Source organism: Bacillus pfraonensis (assembly GCF_050768835.1).
Classification (GTDB): domain Bacteria; phylum Bacillota; class Bacilli; order Bacillales; family Bacillaceae_G; genus Bacillus_A; species Bacillus_A pfraonensis.
Genome location: NZ_JAHCDO010000028.1, coordinates 13,394 through 32,804, shown reverse-complemented (window position 1 = coordinate 32,804; position 19,411 = coordinate 13,394). Strand labels below are relative to the sequence as shown.

The following is a 19,411-nucleotide window of genomic DNA, read 5'->3' as shown; positions in this document are numbered from 1 at the left end:
TTTTTACACTATTGTATATAATAAATAACAATTATATAAATGCATTGAAGGGGAAGAGTATAACATTAAACGTCTGCAGAGAGGAGAATCATTGGCTGTGAGATTCTCTAGATAGTCATGTTAGAAGGTAGCCCTGGAGCATCTTTTCTGAACAGAGTCATTCTCATTAGGAAAAGACGGATTTGTCCGTTATCAAATTAAGAGTATAAGCAAATTTTGAATTTGTTTGTAAATAAAGGTGGTACCGCGATGTCCCTCGTCCTTTTTTGGATGAGGGACATTTTTTATTTTGAAGGAGGGAAAATAATGTCAAACACGGAAAAGAATTTACCAACTAAATATGATCATATGTCCGTTGAAGAAGGTCGTTATAAATGGTGGCTTGAAGGCAAATATTTCGAAGCAAAAGGAGATGCGGAAAAACAGCCGTATACAATTGTAATCCCGCCTCCAAACGTAACAGGTAAATTGCATTTAGGTCATGCTTGGGATACAACACTTCAAGATATTTTAACACGTACAAAGCGTATGCAAGGATACGATGTATTATGGCTTCCTGGTATGGACCATGCGGGTATCGCAACGCAAGCGAAAGTAGAAGGGAAACTTCGTGAAGAAGGTATTTCACGTTACGATCTTGGTCGTGAGAAATTCCTTGAAAAAGCATGGGAATGGAAAGAAGAATATGCTTCTCACATTCGCGAGCAATGGGGGAAAGTTGGTCTAGGATTAGATTATACTCGTGAGCGCTTCACATTAGACGAAGGCTTATCTGATGCGGTTAACAAAGTATTCGTTCAATTGTACGAAAAAGGTTTAATTTACCGCGGTGAATATATCATTAACTGGGATCCAGCAACACGTACTGCCCTTTCTGATATTGAAGTCATTCATAAAGATGTTCAAGGTGCATTCTACCATATGAATTACCCATTAACAGACGGTTCTGGTCACATTCGTCTTGCGACAACTCGTCCAGAAACAATGCTTGGTGATACAGCAGTAGCAGTTCATCCAGAAGATGATCGTTACAAGCATTTAATCGGAAAAACAGTTACACTTCCAATCGTAGAGCGTGAAATTCCGATTATTGCCGATGAGTATGTAGAGAAAGATTTCGGAACGGGTGTTGTAAAAATCACACCAGCTCATGATCCGAATGACTTTGAAGTAGGTAACCGTCACGACTTACCACGCATTTTAGTAATGAACGAAGATGGAACAATGAACGAAAAAGCTGGTAAGTATAACGGTATGGATCGTTTCGAATGCCGTAAAGAGTTAGTAAAAGACTTGCAAGAAGCTGGCGTATTAGTAGAAATCGAGCCTCATATGCATGCGGTAGGTCATAGTGAGCGTAGCGGAGCAGTTGTTGAGCCTTACTTATCAACACAATGGTTCGTAAAAATGGCACCACTTGCAGAAAAGGCTGTTGCTCTGCAACAAAAAGAAGAAGAAAAAGTAACGTTCGTACCAGATCGTTTCGAGAACACATACTTACGCTGGATGGAAAACATTCATGACTGGTGTATTTCTCGTCAATTATGGTGGGGACACCGAATTCCAGCTTGGTATCATAAAGAAACTGGTGAAGTATACGTAGGTACAGAAGCACCAGCAGATATCGAAAACTGGAATCAAGATAACGATGTGCTTGATACATGGTTTAGCTCAGCGTTATGGCCATTCTCAACACTTGGTTGGCCAAATGAAGATGCAGAAGACTTCAAACGTTACTATTCAACAGATGCTCTAGTAACTGGTTATGATATCATCTTCTTCTGGGTATCTCGTATGATTTTCCAAGGTTTAGAGTTTACAGGAGAGCGTCCATTTAAAGATGTATTAATTCACGGTTTAGTTCGTGATGAGCAAGGGCGTAAAATGAGTAAATCTCTTGGTAACGGTATTGATCCAATGGATGTCATCGACAAATATGGTGCGGATGCAATGCGTTTCTTCTTATCAACAGGAAGTGCACCAGGACAAGATTTACGCTTCAGCATGGAGAAAGTAGAATCTACTTGGAACTTTATTAATAAAATTTGGAATGCATCTCGTTTCGTATTAATGAACATGGATGATATGAAATATGAAGATATTGATTTAACTGGTGAAAAATCAGTTGCAGATAAGTGGATTTTAACTCGCTTAAATGAAACGATTGAAAGTGTTACTCGTAATATGGATAAATATGAATTCGGTGAAGCTGGCCGTGCTTTATACAACTTCATTTGGGATGACTTCTGTGACTGGTATATTGAAATGGCAAAAATTCCATTATACGGTGAAGATGAAGCAGCGAAGAAAACGACTCGTTCTATTCTAGCTTATGTATTAGATCAAACGATGCGTCTATTACACCCATTCATGCCGTTCGTGACAGAGAAAATCTGGCAGCATTTACCTCATGAAGGTGAGTCTATTACAGTAGCTGCATGGCCAACAGTTCGCGAAGATTTACAAGATGAAGAAGCAGCGGCAGAAATGCATCTTCTAGTTGATATCATTCGCTCTGTTCGTAACATTCGTGCTGAAGTAAATACGCCAATGAGCAAAAAAGTTCAATTGCAAATTAAAGCAAAAGACGAAGCAGTATTAGCACAACTTACGAAAAACAGCTCTTACATTGAGCGTTTCTGTAATCCAAGTGAATTAACAATTCAAACAGATTTACAAGCACCAGAAAAAGCGATGACTGCGATCGTATCAGGTGCAGAGTTATTCTTACCGTTAGCTGATCTAATCAATCTTGATGAAGAGAAAGCACGCCTTGAAAAAGAACTTGAGAAGTTCGATAAAGAGGTAGAGCGCGTACAGAAAAAACTTGCAAACCAAGGTTTCGTAGCAAAAGCTCCAGCAGCAGTTATTGAAGGAGAGCGTGCAAAAGAGCAAGATTATCTAGAAAAACGTGAGGCAGTTCGCCAACGTTTAGCTGATCTTCAAAAATAAAAGTTGTTCCAAAGAGACTCACCATATTGGTGAGTCTCTTTTAATTGCGTATAATAGAGTTAAGGTAATTTGTTAAATTAGTTCTTTTTGTTGATTTGAAAGGGGAATGGCAGGCGTGGTACATACATACGAAGAAGCGATAGACTGGATTCATAGCCGATTAAAGTTTGGCATTAAACCAGGATTAGAAAGAATGCAGTGGATGCTTGAGGAACTTGGAAATCCTGAGCGTCATATAAAGTGTGTTCATCTTGCAGGAACAAATGGAAAAGGTTCAACTTTAACATATATGCGTTATATGCTAGAAGCGGGAAAATATAAGATCGGGACATTTACCTCTCCATACATTGAAACATTCAATGAACGAATTGGTGTGAATGGAAAACCAATTGCAGACACAGACATTGTTGAACTTGTAAATATGGTCAAACCAGTTGTAGAAAAATTAGATGAAACAAATTTAGGAGAAGCAACGGAGTTTGAAATTATTACAGTAATGGCAATCTGCTATTTTGGTAAAATAAACTTCTGCGATATTGTCTTGTTTGAAACAGGACTTGGAGGTCGTTTTGATTCTACAAATGTCGTTCATCCAGTTCTTACAATGATTACAAATATCGGCCATGACCATATGCATATTCTAGGGAATACACTAGCAGAAATTGCGTATGAAAAAGCGGGCATTATTAAATCTGGTGTTCCTGTTATTACAGGTGTGCAGGATGAAGAAGCACTTGAGGTGATTCAAAAGATTGCCAAAGAAAAAAATGCAAACCTTTATGAACTTGGAAAGCAATTTAAAGCAATTCACCAGCGTTCCGATGAAGATGGAGAACACTTTGATTTCTCTTGTCCGTTCGCTTCGTTTGAGGAAGTTCGGATTTCAATGAAAGGAAATCATCAAGTAGGAAATGCAGCACTAGCATTGATGGGGGTTATGTATCTTAAAACATACTTATCATTCTTACTGGAGGAAGAGGATATTCGAATAGGATTAAGTGAAGCATATTGGATTGGCCGATTTGAACGACTACAAAGTAATCCAGACGTAATTATAGATGGTGCCCATAATCCAGAAGGAATTGCAAGTCTTGTGAAAACGGTGAAGGCTCATTATAGCGATAAAAATGTTATCGTTTTATTTACAGCTCTTGGTGATAAGCAATTAGACAACATGGTTGGTACGCTTGAAACCGTAGCAGATGAAATAATTTTTACAACATTTATATTTGATCGAGCGATTTCCGCTAAGGACCTTGCTACTCATTCAAATAAGGAATCAAAACAAGTTTTTGAGAATTGGAAAGAAGCGATTGATACGAAAATGAGCAAGCTACAAGAAAAGGATGTTTTCATCATAACAGGCTCCCTTTACTTCATTTCAGAAGTTCGAAAATACGTTCGTGAAAAAAACTAGGATAGCAACTGCTGTCCTAGTTTTTTGTTCTACAAATGAAGTCAAATGCATACATATAGGATAACTATATGGGACAATTTGACGAACCTCTCCGACAAATATCTCGTTTTTTTGTGAAGTGAATATGTTATGATGCGGACAATGATAAGAGGTGAGGTGTGAGGGTATGGACAAGCAATCACGAACAATCTCGGTTAAAGTAAATGGAACGGAAGCAAAGTATGAGGAAAAGAAGAAAGAAAAAGAAGAATTTGATTGGATGGTAGTGGATGGTGAAACATCGAAAAATGTAGTGCCGTTTCAAAAAAATAAGTTATCATCTATTCGGCAACGCCGAAAGAAATGGAGTAATATACTAATTTTTACAGTTACTACCGCAATTGTTATTGGCACAGTGTTAGGGATGGGAATGCTTCACTTGTTAACGGGACAAGGTACGGTTCGGGAAGCTACGGTAACAAGTGGAGAAAAGAATAATGGAGCAGAGCAAAAAGAAATAACGCCTGAAGAGAAAAAAGCAGAAAAACCGAAAGTGGGAAATAGCGCTGCTTTAGAACCAATCACCTTATATTTCGTACAAGGTGGTCTTTATTCTTCTGAAGAAAAAGGACAGGCAGCTATTCAGGAGTGGAAAGATAATGGGAGCGTGGCAGCTATTAAACCAAATAATGATAAGTATTCACTTGTAGTTGGAATTTCTAGTAATGAGCAATCCGTAGATCAATTAGTCGGACAATATAAAAAAGATGGCGTATCAGTTTTGAAAAAGAAATGGGAAATTACAGATCAAGCATTATTGAAAAATGATAAAGAATCTGGTCCGTTGTTAAGTAAGTTGCAGCCTTTATACATGCATTTTGTAAAATACTTGACTAGTATACAATCTGGAAGTAAAAGTAATCAAAAAGAAATAGAGGCTATTGAAAAGGAATGGAAGGCAATTGAAAAAGAAGGGAAATTAATTAAGCGTGAGGATGTAAAAAAAATATATACGTATGCATCAGTAGCTATGCATACAATAAAAGAAGGAAAGACTGATAAAGAAGCAGTAGGTAAATTGAATCAAGTTATCATTGATGGTTTACTTTCTTATGAAAAAGTGGTTTCGAAAAAAGCAAAAGAGTAGGATAATGGAGTAAGAGGGAAGAAGTGTGTATACTTCTTTCTTTTCTTTTGGATGATATATCTATAGAAATGTTTTCTCGCTATATAGTGAGAAAGCATCATTTCCTAAAAAGAAAATGATGTTTTTACAATTTGTAGGAAAGATATTTGTTTGATACGATTAAGTTATATTTTTCTGCTGTATGTAAGAAAGGAGAACATATGAAGAAACTTATTTTAGCATCTGGGTCACCGCGCCGAAAGGAATTACTTGAACTAGCAGGTGTACCATTTGAAATTGTTGTAAGTGAAATAGAAGAAACAATCGGTGCATATTCATCACCTGCTGATATTGTAATGTCACTTGCTTTGCAAAAAGCGTCTGCTGTAGCAGAAAATTATGGTGATTGTGTGGTATTAGGTGCAGATACAATTGTCACATATGAATCGCGTATTCTTGGTAAGCCTTCTGATGAGAATGAGGCAAAAGAAATGCTACAACTATTATCAGGAAAAACACATGAAGTATATACAGGTGTTGCACTTATTGAAAAAGAAAAAACAGTCACTTTTTATGAGCGTACAGAAGTTACATTTTGGGAGTTAACAGAAGCAGAAATTGATACGTATATTGCATCGAAAGAACCGCTTGATAAGGCCGGAAGTTACGGTATTCAAGGAAAAGGTTCCATCTTTGTTCAACATATTCAAGGAGATTATTACAGTGTGGTTGGATTACCAATTGCACGTCTTGTTCGTGAATTAAAACAGTTCGATAGTGATGCATCCCATGCGTGAAATTGCATGGGGTTTTCTTTGCGAAAAATTGAAAAAGGAGTGAAAATATGAACGGCATTCGTGATGTTTTGAAAGAAGAACAACCACGGGAACGTTTATTAGTAGAAGGAGCAAACAATTTATCGAATCGGGAACTTCTTGCAGTGTTACTTAGAACGGGGTCTAAGGAAGGGTCTGTTCTAACATTAGCGGATCAAATTTTATATCATTTTGACGGATTACGAATGTTGAAAGATGCTACAATAGAAGAAATGACAAGCATTCATGGTGTAGGAGTAGCAAAGGCGTCTCAGTTAATCGCTGCTTTTGAACTAGGAAGAAGAATGGTGCGTTTAGAGTATCAAAACAGGTATAGTATTCGGAGTCCAGAAGATTGCGCTAGTTATATGATGGAAGAGATGCGTTTTTTACAACAAGAGCACTTTGTTTGTTTATACTTAAATACGAAAAATCAAGTTATGCATCGGCAAACTGTGTTTATTGGGAGTCTAAATGCCTCAATTGTGCATCCGCGCGAGGTCTTCAAAGAAGCTTTTCGCCGTGCAGCAGCCTCTATTATATGTCTGCATAACCACCCTTCAGGAGATCCTACGCCGAGTCGTGAAGATATCGAAGTGACAAAACGATTGGTAGAATGTGGGAGAATCATTGGGATTGAAGTCCTTGACCACATTATTATAGGTGACCATAAATTCGTGAGTTTAAAAGAAAAAGGTCATATTTAAGACTATTCTTTTTACTTATTTTGTTTTATAATGTGATTTATGAGTTTTTTGTAGGCATTCGCTTACAATAAAGGATAGAAAATATAAAAACGTACTGTTTTATTATAAATATAAAGTAAGAAAATGAGTCCGTGAAAATGAGAAAGGAAGATAGATGACATGTTTGGATTTGGTGGTTTTACTCGTGATCTTGGGATTGATTTAGGAACAGCGAATACGCTTGTATATGTGAAAGGAAAAGGTGTAGTTTTACGTGAGCCTTCAGTTGTAGCTCTGCAAACAGACACAAAACAAATCGTAGCAGTTGGTGGCGATGCGAAACAAATGATTGGTCGTACACCAGGAAACGTAGTGGCTCTTCGCCCTATGAAAGATGGTGTAATTGCTGATTATGAAACAACAGCGACAATGATGAAATACTATATTCAACAAGCGCAAAAATCAAATGGATTTTTCTCTCGTAAGCCCTATGTAATGGTATGTGTACCATCTGGTATTACGGCTGTAGAAAGACGTGCAGTAATCGATGCAACTCGCCAAGCAGGTGCGCGCGATGCATATCCAATTGAAGAACCATTTGCAGCAGCAATCGGTGCAAACTTACCTGTTTGGGAACCAACTGGTAGTATGGTTGTTGATATCGGTGGTGGTACAACAGAAGTTGCAATTATTTCTTTAGGTGGGATTGTAACAAGTCAATCTGTTCGTGTTGCTGGTGATGACATGGATGATTCAATCATTCAATACATTAAGAAGAGCTACAACTTAATGATCGGGGAAAGAACAGCAGAGGCATTAAAGATGGAAATTGGGTCTGCTGGCGAGCCAGAAGGTGTTGAACCAATGGAAATCCGTGGTCGTGATTTAGTAAGTGGTTTACCAAAAACGGTATTAATTAAACCTGAAGAGATTGCAGATGCATTAAAAGACACAGTAGAGGCAATCGTTGAATCAGTGAAAAATACATTAGAAAAAACGCCACCTGAATTAGCTGCGGATATTATGGACCGTGGAATTGTGTTAACAGGCGGTGGTGCATTGCTTCGTAACTTGGATAAAGTAATTAGTGAAGAAACGAAAATGCCAGTTCTTGTTGCAGAAAATCCACTTGACTGTGTAGCAATTGGAACAGGTAAAGCTTTAGATAATATCGACCTTTTCAAAACTGCTCGATAATATTTCAAAATAAAAATCAATGAAATTAAGAGGGTGTGAACGTGCCACAGTTTTTCTTAAACAAAAGATTAATTGTTTTGCTAGTTAGTATTATTCTTCTCGTGGCATTGATTGGAATCTCATTGAAAGAACGAAAAAGTCTAACATGGCCAGAGCAGTTTGTAAAAGATACTGTCGGTGTTGTAGAGCGTGTATTCCAAAAGCCAGCGAATTATGTTGCCGGATTCTTTGAGAACGTAGAAGATGTAAAGCGCACGTATGAAGAAAATAAAACATTAAAAGAAAAATTAGACAAGTATGCTGAATTATCTGTTGAAGTAAAAGATTTAAAAAAAGAAAATGCGACGCTTCGTGAAACGATTGATAAAAAAGATTCTCTTCGTGACTATAAGCCAATTCAAGCTACAGTGATTGCACGCAATCCGGACAAGTGGTATGACTTAATCGGGATCGATAGAGGTGAACAGCAAGGAATCCAGAAGGATATGGCTGTTATGACATCAAAAGGTTTAGTAGGACGAGTGAAAAGTGTATCTCAATTTACATCAACTGTAGAATTATTGAGCTCACTAAATCGAACAAATCGTATTTCTGCTGTAGTAGAAGGGCAAGAGCGTATTTTTGGATTGATTGAAGGCTACGACAAAGAAAAACAAACTCTTGTTTTCACAAAGATTCCATCTGATGTAAAAGTAGAGAAAGATCAAACAGTTGTAACATCAGGATTAAGTGATATTTTCCCGAAAGGGTTAGTAATTGGGAAAATTGTAGATGTTGCACCGGATGAATATGGATTAACACAAACAGCTTACGTAAAACCTGCTGCGGATTTAAATGATGTAGACCATGTTATGGTTACAAAAAGAGTTATGCCCTCAGCAGCGTTAGAACAGTAAGGGGGAGAGGATATGGCTATTTTGAAAAGAGCAATTCTTCCTCTGCTGCTTCTTTTTGTGTTTTTATTCGAAAATATGTTTTCTACTGTAGTTCCAACGGAATTGTTTTGGAAAGATAGTATTGCAGCTCCGCATTTCTTTATGATTGTACTATGTTTTATTACCGTTTATTTTAGTCCTTTGCAAGGTATTTATTACGGACTATTATTTGGTTTTTTATTTGATACTGTATATACAGAACTTGTTGGTGTGTATATATTTGCTTATCCGATTTTAGCGTATCTTGTGTATAGTGCAATGAGAGTATTGCAATTGAATTTATTCATTGTTTCTTTTATTGTATTAGCGGGTATTGCGGCATTAGAATATTATGTATATGGATTTTTAACGTTGCTAGGACGTATTCATATACCAGCGCATATCTTTTTCTCAGATCGTCTCCTTGCTACTTTATTGTTAAATGGAATTTTCTTATTGCTAGTTTGTTTCCCACTGAGACGATATCTTGTGCGTCTTTCAAAAGCGATGGAAGAAAAAGAAAAAAGGATTTTCTGATTTTATGTCGAATTGAATCGTTGGGGTGAACTTTAGTGGAAGAAAAAAAGCAACAGAATGTAACGATAAAAGGGACAAAAGATGGACTGACATTACATTTAGATGATTGCTGTTCATTTTCTGAATTACTGAAAGAACTGGATGAAAAACTTTCTACTCACTATTATGATGGTGATGGACGTTCATTAATCGAAGTACATGTTAAAGTTGGCAATCGCTATTTGACAGATGTACAGCAAGAAGAAATTCGTACTTTGATTCGCAATAAAAAAAATCTTGTTGTCGATTCAATTGAGAGTGATGTTATCACGAAAGCTGAAGCAATAGCGTGGAAAGAAGAAACAGAAATTGTCCCTGTTTCCAAAATTGTTCGCTCAGGTCAAGTATTGCAAGTAAAAGGAAATCTATTATTAATTGGAGATGTTAATCCAGGCGGAACGGTTATCGCTGGGGGAAATATTTTTGTCATTGGATCATTACGAGGTATTGCACATGCAGGATATTATGGGGATACAGATGCTGTAATCGCGGCATCTGTTATGAATCCGATGCAACTTCGAATTAGTGATTTGACAATGCGGGCTCCGGAAGAGAAAGAAGACGGAGCAGAGACGGCAGAATGTGCGTATATTAATGAGAACAATCACATTGTTGTCGATCGCCTGCAACTTCTCACTCATCTTAGACCTAATTTAACAAAGTTAGAAAGGGGAATTGTATAGCTGTGGGAGAGGCAATAGTAATTACATCTGGAAAAGGCGGAGTAGGCAAAACTACAACGTCTGCAAACATTGGTACAGCCCTAGCATTATCCGGGAAAAAGGTTTGTTTAATCGACACGGATATTGGTCTAAGAAATTTAGACGTAGTAATGGGGCTAGAAAACCGTATTGTATTTGATCTTGTTGATGTCGTCGAAGGTCGTTGTCGTTTATCTCAGGCTCTGATTAAAGATAAGCGCTTTGATGAGCTTTATTTATTACCTGCAGCACAAACGAGTGATAAATCAGCGGTAACACCTGAACAAATGGATGAATTAATACAGGTATTACGTCAAGATTATGATTACATATTAATTGATTGCCCTGCCGGTATTGAGCAGGGATTCAAAAATGCGGTGGCAGGTGCAGATAAAGCAATTGTTGTAACGACACCTGAAGTATCTTCTATGCGTGATGCAGACCGTATTATCGGGCTTTTAGAAAAAGAAGATATCGAACCACCAAAACTTGTTATTAACCGTGTGCGTAGCCACATGTTGCATGAGCAAGATATGTTAGATGTAGATGAGATTGTACGTACGCTTTCGATTGATTTACTTGGAGTTGTCGAAGACGATGATGAGGTCATTCGTGCCACAAATACAGGAGAACCTGTAGCGTTGCAGCCAAATGGAAAAGCATCATTAGCTTATCGGAATATTGCAAGACGTTTGTTAGGCGAATCTGTACCTTTACAAGCCTTTGAACAAGAAAAAGTATCTGTTTTTACAAAAGTAAAGAATTTCTTTGGAATTCGTTAAAAGCACTTCGCATGTATGCGAGGTGCTTTCTTTTTTCTTCTCATGAATATCTTCTCTTCAGAGTTCATACATATGTACAAACTGTATTTTGGTAAATAGAGAACTTTTATTTACTGGAAGTTTTACTTTACTTGCCTCTTGCAAGAAGAGGTGGAAAAAGGAAGGGGACAAGATGAAGAATAGACGTGTAGAAGAGATTAAAAAGCGGATTGCAAAGAGAAAAGAAGAACAAGAGAGGCTCGAGGAAGAACAGTATTTTTCAGAAGGTAACTTTGATGGAGAAACGATGTTCATTGAAGAAGGTGAAAAAGAGGTGCATCCTCTTTTTCGAAAAGAAGTATTTTTATTTAAATTTTTATTAGCAGCAATTCTCGTTCTCTCGGTAGCTATTTTATTTAAAAATGCACCGGCTTCTTTTGATGGAGCAAAAACGGTTGTAAAACAAATTATGCAAGAAGAATTTCAGTTTGCTACTGTATCTAAATGGTACGAAGATCAATTTGGAAAACCGCTTGCCTTTCTACCTGCAAATGAAAAGAAACAATCAGCGCAGCAAAAAGATTATGCAGTTCCAGCTTTAGGGAAAGTCATGCAAAGTTTTCAAAAAGATGGTCAGGGGGTATTTGTACAAACAGCTGCGAATACAGCTGTTGAATCTGTAAATGAAGGAGTTGTCATTTTCGCTGGTAAGAAAGAGGAATATGGAAATATAGTTGAGATCCAACATGCAGATGGTACGGAATCTTGGTATGGAAATTTAGGTGAGACATCTGTAAAATTATATGATTATGTTGAAAAGAAACAAAAGATTGGAACAGTTGGGAGCAGTGCAGATAACAAGAATGGTAAGTTCTATTTTGCAATCAAAAAGAATGAAAAATTTATCGATCCGATTCAGGTGATTTCATTTGAATAAATATAGTGAAGTATTGTCAAAAATTACAGTGCACCCACTGTTTTGGGGAATTATAGCGATTGGGATTTTTACAGCGCGTTTTAAAGAAATACTACTTTTATTTTGTATCGTTTTGATTCATGAACTTGGGCACGCCTTCGCAGCAGCTTATTATAAATGGAGAATTAAGGAAATAAAACTTTTGCCGTTTGGCGGTGTGGCGGAGCTTGAGGAGCATGGGAATAAGCCGTTAAAGGAAGAATTAGTCGTTGTAATAGCGGGACCTATTCAACATGTATGGATGATTGGGGTAGCGTATGTCTTGGTTAGGACAGGGTGGGTTAGTGAGGAACTGTATCATTTTTTTGTATGGAACAATTTAATTATTCTAGGGTTTAATTTATTACCAATCTGGCCACTAGATGGTGGGAAAGTATTGTTTAATGTTTTATCACATCAATTCCCTTATTTACAGGCGCATGAGAAGATGATGAAAATATCATGTGTTTTTTTTAGTGCGATATTAGGATGGCAACTCTTTTGGAATAGTAATAATATTATGATGTGGGCGCTTCTTCTGTTTTTAGCTATTTCTTTATATCAAGAATGGAAGCAACGGCGCTATGCATTTATGCGTTTTTTACTAGAACGTTATTATGGAAACAAGCGAGATATTGAAAAAATTGCTCCAATCGAGGTGCGAACGGACGACCGGTTGTATACGATTTTTACAAAGTTTCGGAGAGGGTATAAACACTCGATTATCGTTCAGGGCCAATATAAAGAGCACTATACATTAGATGAAAATGAATTGCTTTATGCATATTTTACTGAAAAACGAACAACTTCATCTGTAGCAGAATTAATCGGTTAGTGTTGACGATGACACTAACCTTTTATATTGTAAGAGGAAAAGAAAATAAAAAAGTGAGGAAAGTATTTTGAAGACGTTATACATCAACTATACTGGTTCGGAAAAGAGAGTTGCCGTCGAAGAAGAACAAGAGATTGTCGAACTACTATGGAAAAGAAACGAAGAACAAGAAATTGTCGGACATATTTACTTAGGACGCGTAGTACGTACAATTGCGGGGATGAATGCAGCTTTTGTAAATATAGGTTTAGAAAAACATGCATATCTTTCCTACGACGATGTTCCATCATCATATCGAATACATGAAGGGCAAGCGCTGCTCGTACAAGTTGTGAAAGAAGCAATTGATACAAAAGGTCCAAAGCTAACAGCTAATATAGAATTTACCGGGAAATATGTCGTTTATATGCCGTATGATGAGATGCGTGCTGTTTCCCGGAAAATAAAAAATTATAAGAAACGACAACAATTAATGGAAATTCAAGTAGGGGGAACTGGAGGTTTTATTTTTCGCTCAGCATGTGAAAAAGGTTCCGTGGATAAAGTTCAGAGTGAAATGAAACATTTTCAGGAGATGTTTGAAGAGTTAAAAAGAAAAGAGGGAAAAGGGAAGGCTCCTCTATTGCTTCATCGTCCTGAGACGTTTTTAGATCGTGTGTTTCAAGAAAACCCAGTTGAATCCATTTCAAAAGTAATAATAGACTCGCACAGTATTTTAAATGAAGTAGAAGATAAAGTAGGAAAAGAAAAAGTTATGCTTTATAATGAAAAAACTTCTATGTTTGGTCATTATGGTGTTGAGCGTGAAATTGAAAAAGCACTGCAAAAAATAGTGTGGCTTCCAAACGGCTCTTACTTAATCATAGAACAAATGGAGACAATGACTGTAATTGATGTGAATACCGGTAAATTTACTGGGAAACAGAACTTGCAAGATACAGTATTACGAACAAATGAAATAGCTGCGGAAGAAATTGCTCGTCAATTAAGATTACGTGATATTGGTGGTATGATTTTAATTGACTTCATTAATATGAAAAAACAAGAAGATAAAGAGAAGGTAAGAGAGAAACTCGTTTCTTCTTTACAAAAAGATCGTACATATACACGTGTTCTCGGATTTACAGAGCTCGGTATTTTAGAAATGACACGTAAGCGTAAGAAACATTCATTACGTGACGTATTACTAGAAGATTGTTTACATTGCAAAACGACAGGATATGTCATTTCAAATGAAACGATTGCATATGAGCTAGAAAGAGAGCTTATTACGTACAATCATGCAGAAGATGAAGCGGTGTTAATTGCAGCGCCCAAAGAAGTGCAAAAAATATTTTTACAAAAAGAATTGCAGAAAAATATACTACTTCAAATTTATTTCACAGATGAAGAAACTGAGAAGTATGCGATTATTCGATTTGGAACGAAGAAAGAAATCATGAATCGGAAAAAATAGTTAGCAGAACATTTATTGACAATGGTCTATGTTTCATGATAACATCTCTATGTTATAGTTTATAGCACCTAAACTGCTATATGCTACAACCGCACAAGACAGGTTCCTAAAAGACATGCTATGTCTACCTCGTTTTGGCGAGTCTTAGTAATTATGAGGAGGTGCAAGTATGTACGCAATTATCGAAACAGGTGGAAAACAAATCAAAGTTGAAGCTGGTCAAGAAATCTACATTGAAAAATTAGATGCTGAAGCTGGTGAAACTGTTACTTTTGACAAAGTTCTTTTCGTTGGTGGCGAAAACGTGAAAGTTGGTAGCCCAGTTGTAGAAGGTGCAACAGTTACTGCGAAAGTTGAAAAACAAGGTCGCGCTAAGAAAATCATCGTTTTCAAATACAAAGCGAAAAAGAACAATCGTAAAAAGCAAGGTCATCGTCAACCTTACACTAAGCTAGTGATTGAAGCAATCAACGCTTAATTCTGGTTAAGATGATTAAAATTACGATAAGTCGCACGAAGTTAGGAAGTATCCAATCATTTAAAATGACTGGACATGCCGATTATGCGCCGCATGGACAAGATCTTGTTTGTGCTGGAACAACTGCGGTTGTGTTTGGTTCTATAAATGCAGTGGAAGTACTTTGTAATGTGCAGGCAACTATTGAACTCGGAAGTGACGGCGGATTCTTAACGTATGAATTGCCTAATGATTTAGACGCTCATGCGATGGAAAAAGCACAAACACTTTTAGAAGGATTAGTTGTTTCGCTTAAGACGATTGAACTTGATTACGGAAAGTATATCCGTTTAATAGAAAAAGTGCAGGAGGTGTAACGTATGTTAAGATTAGATCTTCAGTTTTTCGCATCTAAGAAAGGTGTAGGTAGTACAAAGAACGGTCGTGACTCTCAGTCAAAACGTCTTGGTGCTAAACGCGCAGATGGTCAAATGGTTTCAGGTGGTTCAATTCTTTACCGTCAACGCGGTACAAAAATTTATCCAGGTGTTAACGTTGGTCGTGGTGGCGATGACACTTTATACGCGAAAGTTGACGGCGTAGTACGCTTCGAGCGTCTTGGCCGTGACCGCAAACAAGTGAGCGTATATCCTGTTGCTCAAGAAGCATAAGAAACTCACGGAAAACTCTAACCTGAGTGCAGGTTAGAGTTTTTCTATATTAAGGAGTATCTGGATGAATAAAAAATGGACAATTATAGATGCATTGCGCCATTCAAGACATGATTGGCTGAATCGTATGCAGATGATTAAAGGAAACCTTTCACTTGGAAGAGTGGAAGAGATTCATGGGCTCATCGAGCGTTTTGTCCAAGAAGCGAGACAAGAATCCTATTTGATGGAGCTATCAATGCCTCTATTTTCAGAATGGATTTTAACATATAATTGGAAACAGCAACCGTGCTTATTGGAGTACGAAGTATTAGGAGAACTACATAACTTATCTCATGTTGATGAGACTGTATATACATGGACGAGTCAATTTTTCTCAATACTTCAGCATAGTTTAGACGTTTATGTTGAAAATTATGTTTGTATCACAATTGAATGTAACGCGGAGAATGCTCGTTTCTTTTTTGATTTTCGTGGCAAGCTAACAAATGTAGAAGAACTGCAAACGTGGCTTACAAACCAAAACAATAAATGGTATTCCATTTCTTATACAATGCGAGATAACGAAGTCTCGGTTATATTACAACCAATTGAAAAAAGTGTGGTGAAATAATGTTTGTAGATCAGGTCAAGATATATGTAAAAGGTGGCGACGGTGGAAACGGAATGGTTGCGTACCGTCGTGAGAAGTATGTTCCAAAAGGTGGCCCAGCAGGTGGCGATGGTGGTAAAGGTGCAGATGTTGTTTTCGTTGTTGACGAAGGCTTACGTACATTAATGGACTTCCGCTACCAACGTCATTTCAAAGCTGATCGTGGTCAGCACGGAATGAGTAAAGGGCAGCATGGTCGTAAAGCTGACGATTTAATCGTAAAGGTTCCACCAGGAACAGTTGTAAAAGATGAAAAAACTGGTCAAATTCTTGCTGATTTAGTAACGCATGAGCAATCAGCAGTTATCGCAAGAGGTGGTCGTGGTGGTCGTGGTAACTCACGTTTTGCAACACCGACGAACCCAGCACCAGAAATTGCTGAGAATGGGGAACCAGGTCAAGAACGTGATGTAATCTTAGAACTAAAAGTATTAGCGGATGTTGGACTTGTTGGATTCCCAAGCGTAGGTAAATCAACATTATTATCTGTTGTATCATCAGCACGTCCGAAAATTGCAGAATATCACTTTACAACAATCGTTCCGAACCTAGGTGTTGTTGAAACAGGTGATAACCGTAGCTTCGTTATGGCTGACCTTCCTGGATTAATTGAAGGAGCACATGCCGGCGTTGGACTTGGACACCAATTCTTACGTCATATCGAACGTACACGTGTTATCGTGCATGTAATTGATATGTCTGGTTTAGAAGGCCGTGATCCATATGAGGATTATGTGACAATCAATGCTGAATTAAAAGAGTACAATCTGCGTTTAACAGAACGTCCACAAGTTGTTGTTGCAAACAAAATGGATATGCCAGATGCAGAAGAAAACTTACAAGCGTTTAAAGAGAAAGTAGGAGACGAAGTTCCAATCTTCCCAATCTCTGCAGTAACAAAACAAGGTGTTCGTGATCTATTATTTGAAGTAGCAAACTTAGTGGAAACAACACCAGAATTCCCAGTACATGATGTTGTAGACGAATCTGAAGCAAGTGTAATGTACAAATTTGAAACTGAAGGTGTTAAATTTGAAATTACACGTGAAAGCGACGGTACGTTTGTTATCTCTGGTTATGACATTGAGAAAACATTCAAGATGACAGACTTCTCGCGTGATGAATCTGTACGTCGTTTCGCTCGTCAAATGCGTGGTATGGGTATTGATGAAGCCCTTCGTGCACGCGGTGCAAAAGACGGGGATATTGTAAAAATTCTTGAATATGAGTTTGAATTTATCGATTAAGACTGCCAAAATACGGCAGTCTTTTTTTATATCGCAATAGTTAGATTGATATAGGAAAAAATCCCCACTAATTTAATTTTCAATTTATAATGGAAAAAAGGAGTAATTTTAAAAGAATTTTTTCATGGGGAGAAAAAGAACATGTATAAAATATTAATTGTAGAAGATGATGAGAAAATTGCGGGAATATTAGAAGAGCATTTAGAAAGGTACGGCTATCAAGCATTTAGAGCGAGCGATTTACGTCATATAAAAGATGAGTTTGTAAAAGTAAATCCTCATCTCGTGCTACTGGATATTAATTTACCGTATTTTGATGGTTTCTATTGGTGTCGTCAAATTCGTACTGTATCGAATGCGCCCATTATTTTTGTTTCTGCAAGAACAGGAGAAATGGATCAAGTAATGGCGATTGAAAATGGCGGAGATGATTACATTACGAAGCCATTCCATTTAGATATCGTAATGGCAAAGGTGAAAAGCGCACTTCGCCGTGGGTATGGTGAGTATGCTTCTGCGGCAGAGAGTGATTGTTTAGGTGTAAATGGACTGTTGTTATTTCCGTCCCAGCATATTGTTGAGTGGCAGGGGCAACAAACAGAACTGACAAAAAATGAGTTTTACTTATTAGAGTGTTTAATGAAACAGGCAAACCAATATGTAACGCGTGAAGAGCTGTTAGAAGCTCTATGGGATGAAGTAGCTTTTGTTGATGATAATACATTAACCGTAAATGTAAAGCGCGTAAGGAAGAAATTAGAGGAGTTAGGCATAAAAAATGCAATTGTAACGAAACGTGGATACGGTTACGCGCTCCTGACAGAGTGGGGCGAAGGGCATGAAGGTTAAAACGTACCTTATAGACCGCTTTTCTTTAATTTTATCTTATATTGTAAGCCTTTGTTTATTTGGACTCGTATTGCAGTTGCAAAGTATCTTAGAAAAAAGATCAATTGATTGGAGTGCGTGGTTATACGGGCTTTTATTAGGGACAGTTGTGTTTACTGTATACCTCATTTATGATTACCGAAAACGAAGTGTATTTTTAAATAGAATCGAAAAATATGTTGCTGGTGGAAATACATTACATGATTCTTTACTTATTGATGAATCTTATACACCAGAGCAAGAGATGGTCGTTGAGGCTTTCACTTTGCTAAGACAGCAATATATGAATGAAGTTCATAAACAGCATGCGAGAGAGCAACAGCAAATGATATTTATGAACCAATGGATTCACCAAATGAAAACACCAGTATCTGTTATTGAATTATTGTTGCAGAAGTTTGGTAAAGAGCATCGTGAAGCGAGAGTAACAGTTGAAAGTATTCGCGAAGAAAACAACCGCATACTAAATGGTTTAGATTTAGCATTACATATGGCAAGATTAGAGCAATTTGCAAAGGATTATAAAGTAGAAGTAGTAAATGTTATAGAGATTATTCGAGGTATTATTAATGAAAATCGAAAATCTTTCATTCAATCGTCAGTGTTTCCGAAAGTGATGTTTGAAGAAGATACTTGTATGGTTGCATCTGATAAAAAATGGCTAAGTATTGCTATAGGTCAAATTGTTGTAAATGCAATTAAGTATACAAAAATTTCAGAAGCAGAGAAAAAAGAAATTCAATTTCAAATTGAAGAGAAAGACAAAAAGGTGTTGCTACATATTAAGGACAATGGAGTTGGTATTCCAGAGCAAGATGTCAAGCGTATATTTGATCCGTTCTTTACGGGAATAAACGGCCGTAAAACGAGGGAAGCGACTGGGATGGGTTTATATATTACGAAGGAAATTTGCGATAATTTACATCATGGAATGTATGCCCAATCAGTTGTAGGAGAAGGAACGACATTCACGTTCCAATTTGCAAAAGATGAAGAATATCATACATTGATGAGAAAAATGACAAAATTGTAAGATAACAAATGGTTTTGTAAGAGAAATCACTCGTTTCTTTTTCTCATTTTTTTTATAGTAAATGTAAGAAGAAAACACATAGGGGGATTAGAA

The 19,411-nt window shown here is 37.2% G+C and carries 20 protein-coding genes and 2 other annotated features; all 20 genes read left to right on the top strand.

What is annotated here, in order from left to right; all coding sequences use genetic code 11:
* Nucleotides 1–35 precede the first annotated feature (35 nt).
* Nucleotides 36–267, top strand: a binding site (T-box leader).
* A 39-nt stretch (nucleotides 268–306) separates the two neighbouring features.
* The 20 genes from KFD70_RS22555 (at nucleotide 307) to KFD70_RS22460 (ending at nucleotide 19,318) form a co-directional block, all read left to right on the top strand.
* The gene (locus KFD70_RS22555) at nucleotides 307–2,952 is read left to right on the top strand and encodes a valine--tRNA ligase (protein ID WP_336450249.1); all 2,646 of its coding nucleotides are present in this window, start codon (nucleotides 307–309) and stop codon (nucleotides 2,950–2,952) included.
* Nucleotides 2,953–3,067: 115 nt separating this feature from the next.
* The gene (locus KFD70_RS22550; protein WP_336450624.1) at nucleotides 3,068–4,369 is read left to right on the top strand and encodes a bifunctional folylpolyglutamate synthase/dihydrofolate synthase; all 1,302 of its coding nucleotides are present in this window, start codon (nucleotides 3,068–3,070) and stop codon (nucleotides 4,367–4,369) included.
* A 166-nt stretch (nucleotides 4,370–4,535) separates the two neighbouring features.
* A complete protein-coding gene (locus KFD70_RS22545; protein ID WP_336450248.1) occupies nucleotides 4,536–5,495 on the top strand; it encodes a stage II sporulation protein B in 960 nt (319 codons plus the stop codon).
* A gap of 200 nt (nucleotides 5,496–5,695) precedes the next feature.
* Nucleotides 5,696–6,271: a Maf family protein gene (locus tag KFD70_RS22540; protein WP_336450247.1), complete on the top strand. Its 576-nt coding sequence runs from the start codon at nucleotides 5,696–5,698 to the stop codon at nucleotides 6,269–6,271.
* A 47-nt stretch (nucleotides 6,272–6,318) separates the two neighbouring features.
* Nucleotides 6,319–6,996: a RadC family protein gene (radC, locus tag KFD70_RS22535; protein ID WP_336450246.1), complete on the top strand. Its 678-nt coding sequence runs from the start codon at nucleotides 6,319–6,321 to the stop codon at nucleotides 6,994–6,996.
* 159 nt (nucleotides 6,997–7,155) lie between these two features.
* The gene (gene mreB / locus KFD70_RS22530) at nucleotides 7,156–8,172 is read left to right on the top strand and encodes a cell shape-determining protein MreB (protein ID WP_336450245.1); all 1,017 of its coding nucleotides are present in this window, start codon (nucleotides 7,156–7,158) and stop codon (nucleotides 8,170–8,172) included.
* A 41-nt stretch (nucleotides 8,173–8,213) separates the two neighbouring features.
* Nucleotides 8,214–9,068: a rod shape-determining protein MreC gene (mreC, locus tag KFD70_RS22525; protein WP_336450244.1), complete on the top strand. Its 855-nt coding sequence runs from the start codon at nucleotides 8,214–8,216 to the stop codon at nucleotides 9,066–9,068.
* A 12-nt stretch (nucleotides 9,069–9,080) separates the two neighbouring features.
* A complete protein-coding gene (gene mreD / locus KFD70_RS22520) occupies nucleotides 9,081–9,623 on the top strand; it encodes a rod shape-determining protein MreD (protein ID WP_336450243.1) in 543 nt (180 codons plus the stop codon).
* A 35-nt stretch (nucleotides 9,624–9,658) separates the two neighbouring features.
* The gene (gene minC, locus KFD70_RS22515; RefSeq protein WP_336450242.1) at nucleotides 9,659–10,345 is read left to right on the top strand and encodes a septum site-determining protein MinC; all 687 of its coding nucleotides are present in this window, start codon (nucleotides 9,659–9,661) and stop codon (nucleotides 10,343–10,345) included.
* A 2-nt stretch (nucleotides 10,346–10,347) separates the two neighbouring features.
* Nucleotides 10,348–11,145, top strand: a complete 798-nt coding sequence (minD, locus tag KFD70_RS22510) for a septum site-determining protein MinD (RefSeq protein ID WP_336450241.1) — start codon at nucleotides 10,348–10,350, stop codon at nucleotides 11,143–11,145.
* 172 nt (nucleotides 11,146–11,317) lie between these two features.
* Nucleotides 11,318–12,061 carry a peptidoglycan DD-metalloendopeptidase family protein gene (locus KFD70_RS22505; protein ID WP_336450240.1) on the top strand — a complete coding sequence of 248 codons (744 nt, stop codon included), beginning with the start codon at nucleotides 11,318–11,320 and terminating at the stop codon, nucleotides 12,059–12,061.
* The gene (locus KFD70_RS22500; protein WP_336450239.1) at nucleotides 12,054–12,914 is read left to right on the top strand and encodes a M50 family metallopeptidase; all 861 of its coding nucleotides are present in this window, start codon (nucleotides 12,054–12,056) and stop codon (nucleotides 12,912–12,914) included. The genes KFD70_RS22505 and KFD70_RS22500 overlap by 8 nt, the downstream gene beginning before the upstream one ends.
* 67 nt (nucleotides 12,915–12,981) lie before the next feature.
* Nucleotides 12,982–14,370 (top strand): Rne/Rng family ribonuclease, encoded by a 1,389-nt coding sequence (locus tag KFD70_RS22495; RefSeq protein WP_336450238.1) that lies wholly within the window; start codon nucleotides 12,982–12,984, stop codon nucleotides 14,368–14,370.
* Between the two features lie 77 nt (nucleotides 14,371–14,447).
* Nucleotides 14,448–14,525 (top strand) — a sequence feature (ribosomal protein L21 leader region).
* A gap of 14 nt (nucleotides 14,526–14,539) precedes the next feature.
* Nucleotides 14,540–14,848, top strand: coding sequence for a 50S ribosomal protein L21 (gene rplU, locus KFD70_RS22490; protein WP_003200848.1), 309 nt, complete (start codon nucleotides 14,540–14,542; stop codon nucleotides 14,846–14,848).
* Between the two features lie 11 nt (nucleotides 14,849–14,859).
* Nucleotides 14,860–15,204: a ribosomal-processing cysteine protease Prp gene (locus KFD70_RS22485; RefSeq protein WP_336450237.1), complete on the top strand. Its 345-nt coding sequence runs from the start codon at nucleotides 14,860–14,862 to the stop codon at nucleotides 15,202–15,204.
* A 3-nt stretch (nucleotides 15,205–15,207) separates the two neighbouring features.
* Complete coding sequence (gene rpmA, locus KFD70_RS22480) at nucleotides 15,208–15,498, top strand: 50S ribosomal protein L27 (protein ID WP_017150650.1); 291 nt, start codon at nucleotides 15,208–15,210, stop codon at nucleotides 15,496–15,498.
* A gap of 64 nt (nucleotides 15,499–15,562) precedes the next feature.
* Nucleotides 15,563–16,111: a Spo0B C-terminal domain-containing protein gene (locus tag KFD70_RS22475; RefSeq protein WP_336450236.1), complete on the top strand. Its 549-nt coding sequence runs from the start codon at nucleotides 15,563–15,565 to the stop codon at nucleotides 16,109–16,111.
* Nucleotides 16,111–17,397, top strand: a complete 1,287-nt coding sequence (obgE, locus tag KFD70_RS22470) for a GTPase ObgE (RefSeq protein ID WP_336450235.1) — start codon at nucleotides 16,111–16,113, stop codon at nucleotides 17,395–17,397. The genes KFD70_RS22475 and obgE overlap by 1 nt, the downstream gene beginning before the upstream one ends.
* Nucleotides 17,398–17,538: 141 nt before the next feature.
* Nucleotides 17,539–18,246, top strand: coding sequence for a response regulator transcription factor (locus KFD70_RS22465; protein ID WP_336450234.1), 708 nt, complete (start codon nucleotides 17,539–17,541; stop codon nucleotides 18,244–18,246).
* Nucleotides 18,236–19,318, top strand: a complete 1,083-nt coding sequence (locus KFD70_RS22460; RefSeq protein WP_336450233.1) for a HAMP domain-containing histidine kinase — start codon at nucleotides 18,236–18,238, stop codon at nucleotides 19,316–19,318. The genes KFD70_RS22465 and KFD70_RS22460 overlap by 11 nt, the downstream gene beginning before the upstream one ends.
* The last annotated feature ends 93 nt before the right edge of the window (nucleotides 19,319–19,411 follow it).

What these genes read in the sequence shown, in the direction of transcription:
- KFD70_RS22460 (WP_336450233.1), top strand. Translation starts at nt 18,236, where the DNA reads ATGAAGGTTAAAACGTACCTTATAGACCGCTTTTCTTTAATTTTATCT.
- rplU (WP_003200848.1), top strand. Translation starts at nt 14,540, where the DNA reads ATGTACGCAATTATCGAAACAGGTGGAAAACAAATCAAAGTTGAAGCT.
- KFD70_RS22505 (WP_336450240.1), top strand. Translation starts at nt 11,318, where the DNA reads ATGAAGAATAGACGTGTAGAAGAGATTAAAAAGCGGATTGCAAAGAGA.
- radC (WP_336450246.1), top strand. Translation starts at nt 6,319, where the DNA reads ATGAACGGCATTCGTGATGTTTTGAAAGAAGAACAACCACGGGAACGT.
- mreB (WP_336450245.1), top strand. Translation starts at nt 7,156, where the DNA reads ATGTTTGGATTTGGTGGTTTTACTCGTGATCTTGGGATTGATTTAGGA.
- KFD70_RS22475 (WP_336450236.1), top strand. Translation starts at nt 15,563, where the DNA reads ATGAATAAAAAATGGACAATTATAGATGCATTGCGCCATTCAAGACAT.
- KFD70_RS22555 (WP_336450249.1), top strand. Translation starts at nt 307, where the DNA reads ATGTCAAACACGGAAAAGAATTTACCAACTAAATATGATCATATGTCC.
- KFD70_RS22540 (WP_336450247.1), top strand. Translation starts at nt 5,696, where the DNA reads ATGAAGAAACTTATTTTAGCATCTGGGTCACCGCGCCGAAAGGAATTA.
- obgE (WP_336450235.1), top strand. Translation starts at nt 16,111, where the DNA reads ATGTTTGTAGATCAGGTCAAGATATATGTAAAAGGTGGCGACGGTGGA.
- rpmA (WP_017150650.1), top strand. Translation starts at nt 15,208, where the DNA reads ATGTTAAGATTAGATCTTCAGTTTTTCGCATCTAAGAAAGGTGTAGGT.
- KFD70_RS22485 (WP_336450237.1), top strand. Translation starts at nt 14,860, where the DNA reads ATGATTAAAATTACGATAAGTCGCACGAAGTTAGGAAGTATCCAATCA.
- mreD (WP_336450243.1), top strand. Translation starts at nt 9,081, where the DNA reads ATGGCTATTTTGAAAAGAGCAATTCTTCCTCTGCTGCTTCTTTTTGTG.
- KFD70_RS22545 (WP_336450248.1), top strand. Translation starts at nt 4,536, where the DNA reads ATGGACAAGCAATCACGAACAATCTCGGTTAAAGTAAATGGAACGGAA.
- KFD70_RS22465 (WP_336450234.1), top strand. Translation starts at nt 17,539, where the DNA reads ATGTATAAAATATTAATTGTAGAAGATGATGAGAAAATTGCGGGAATA.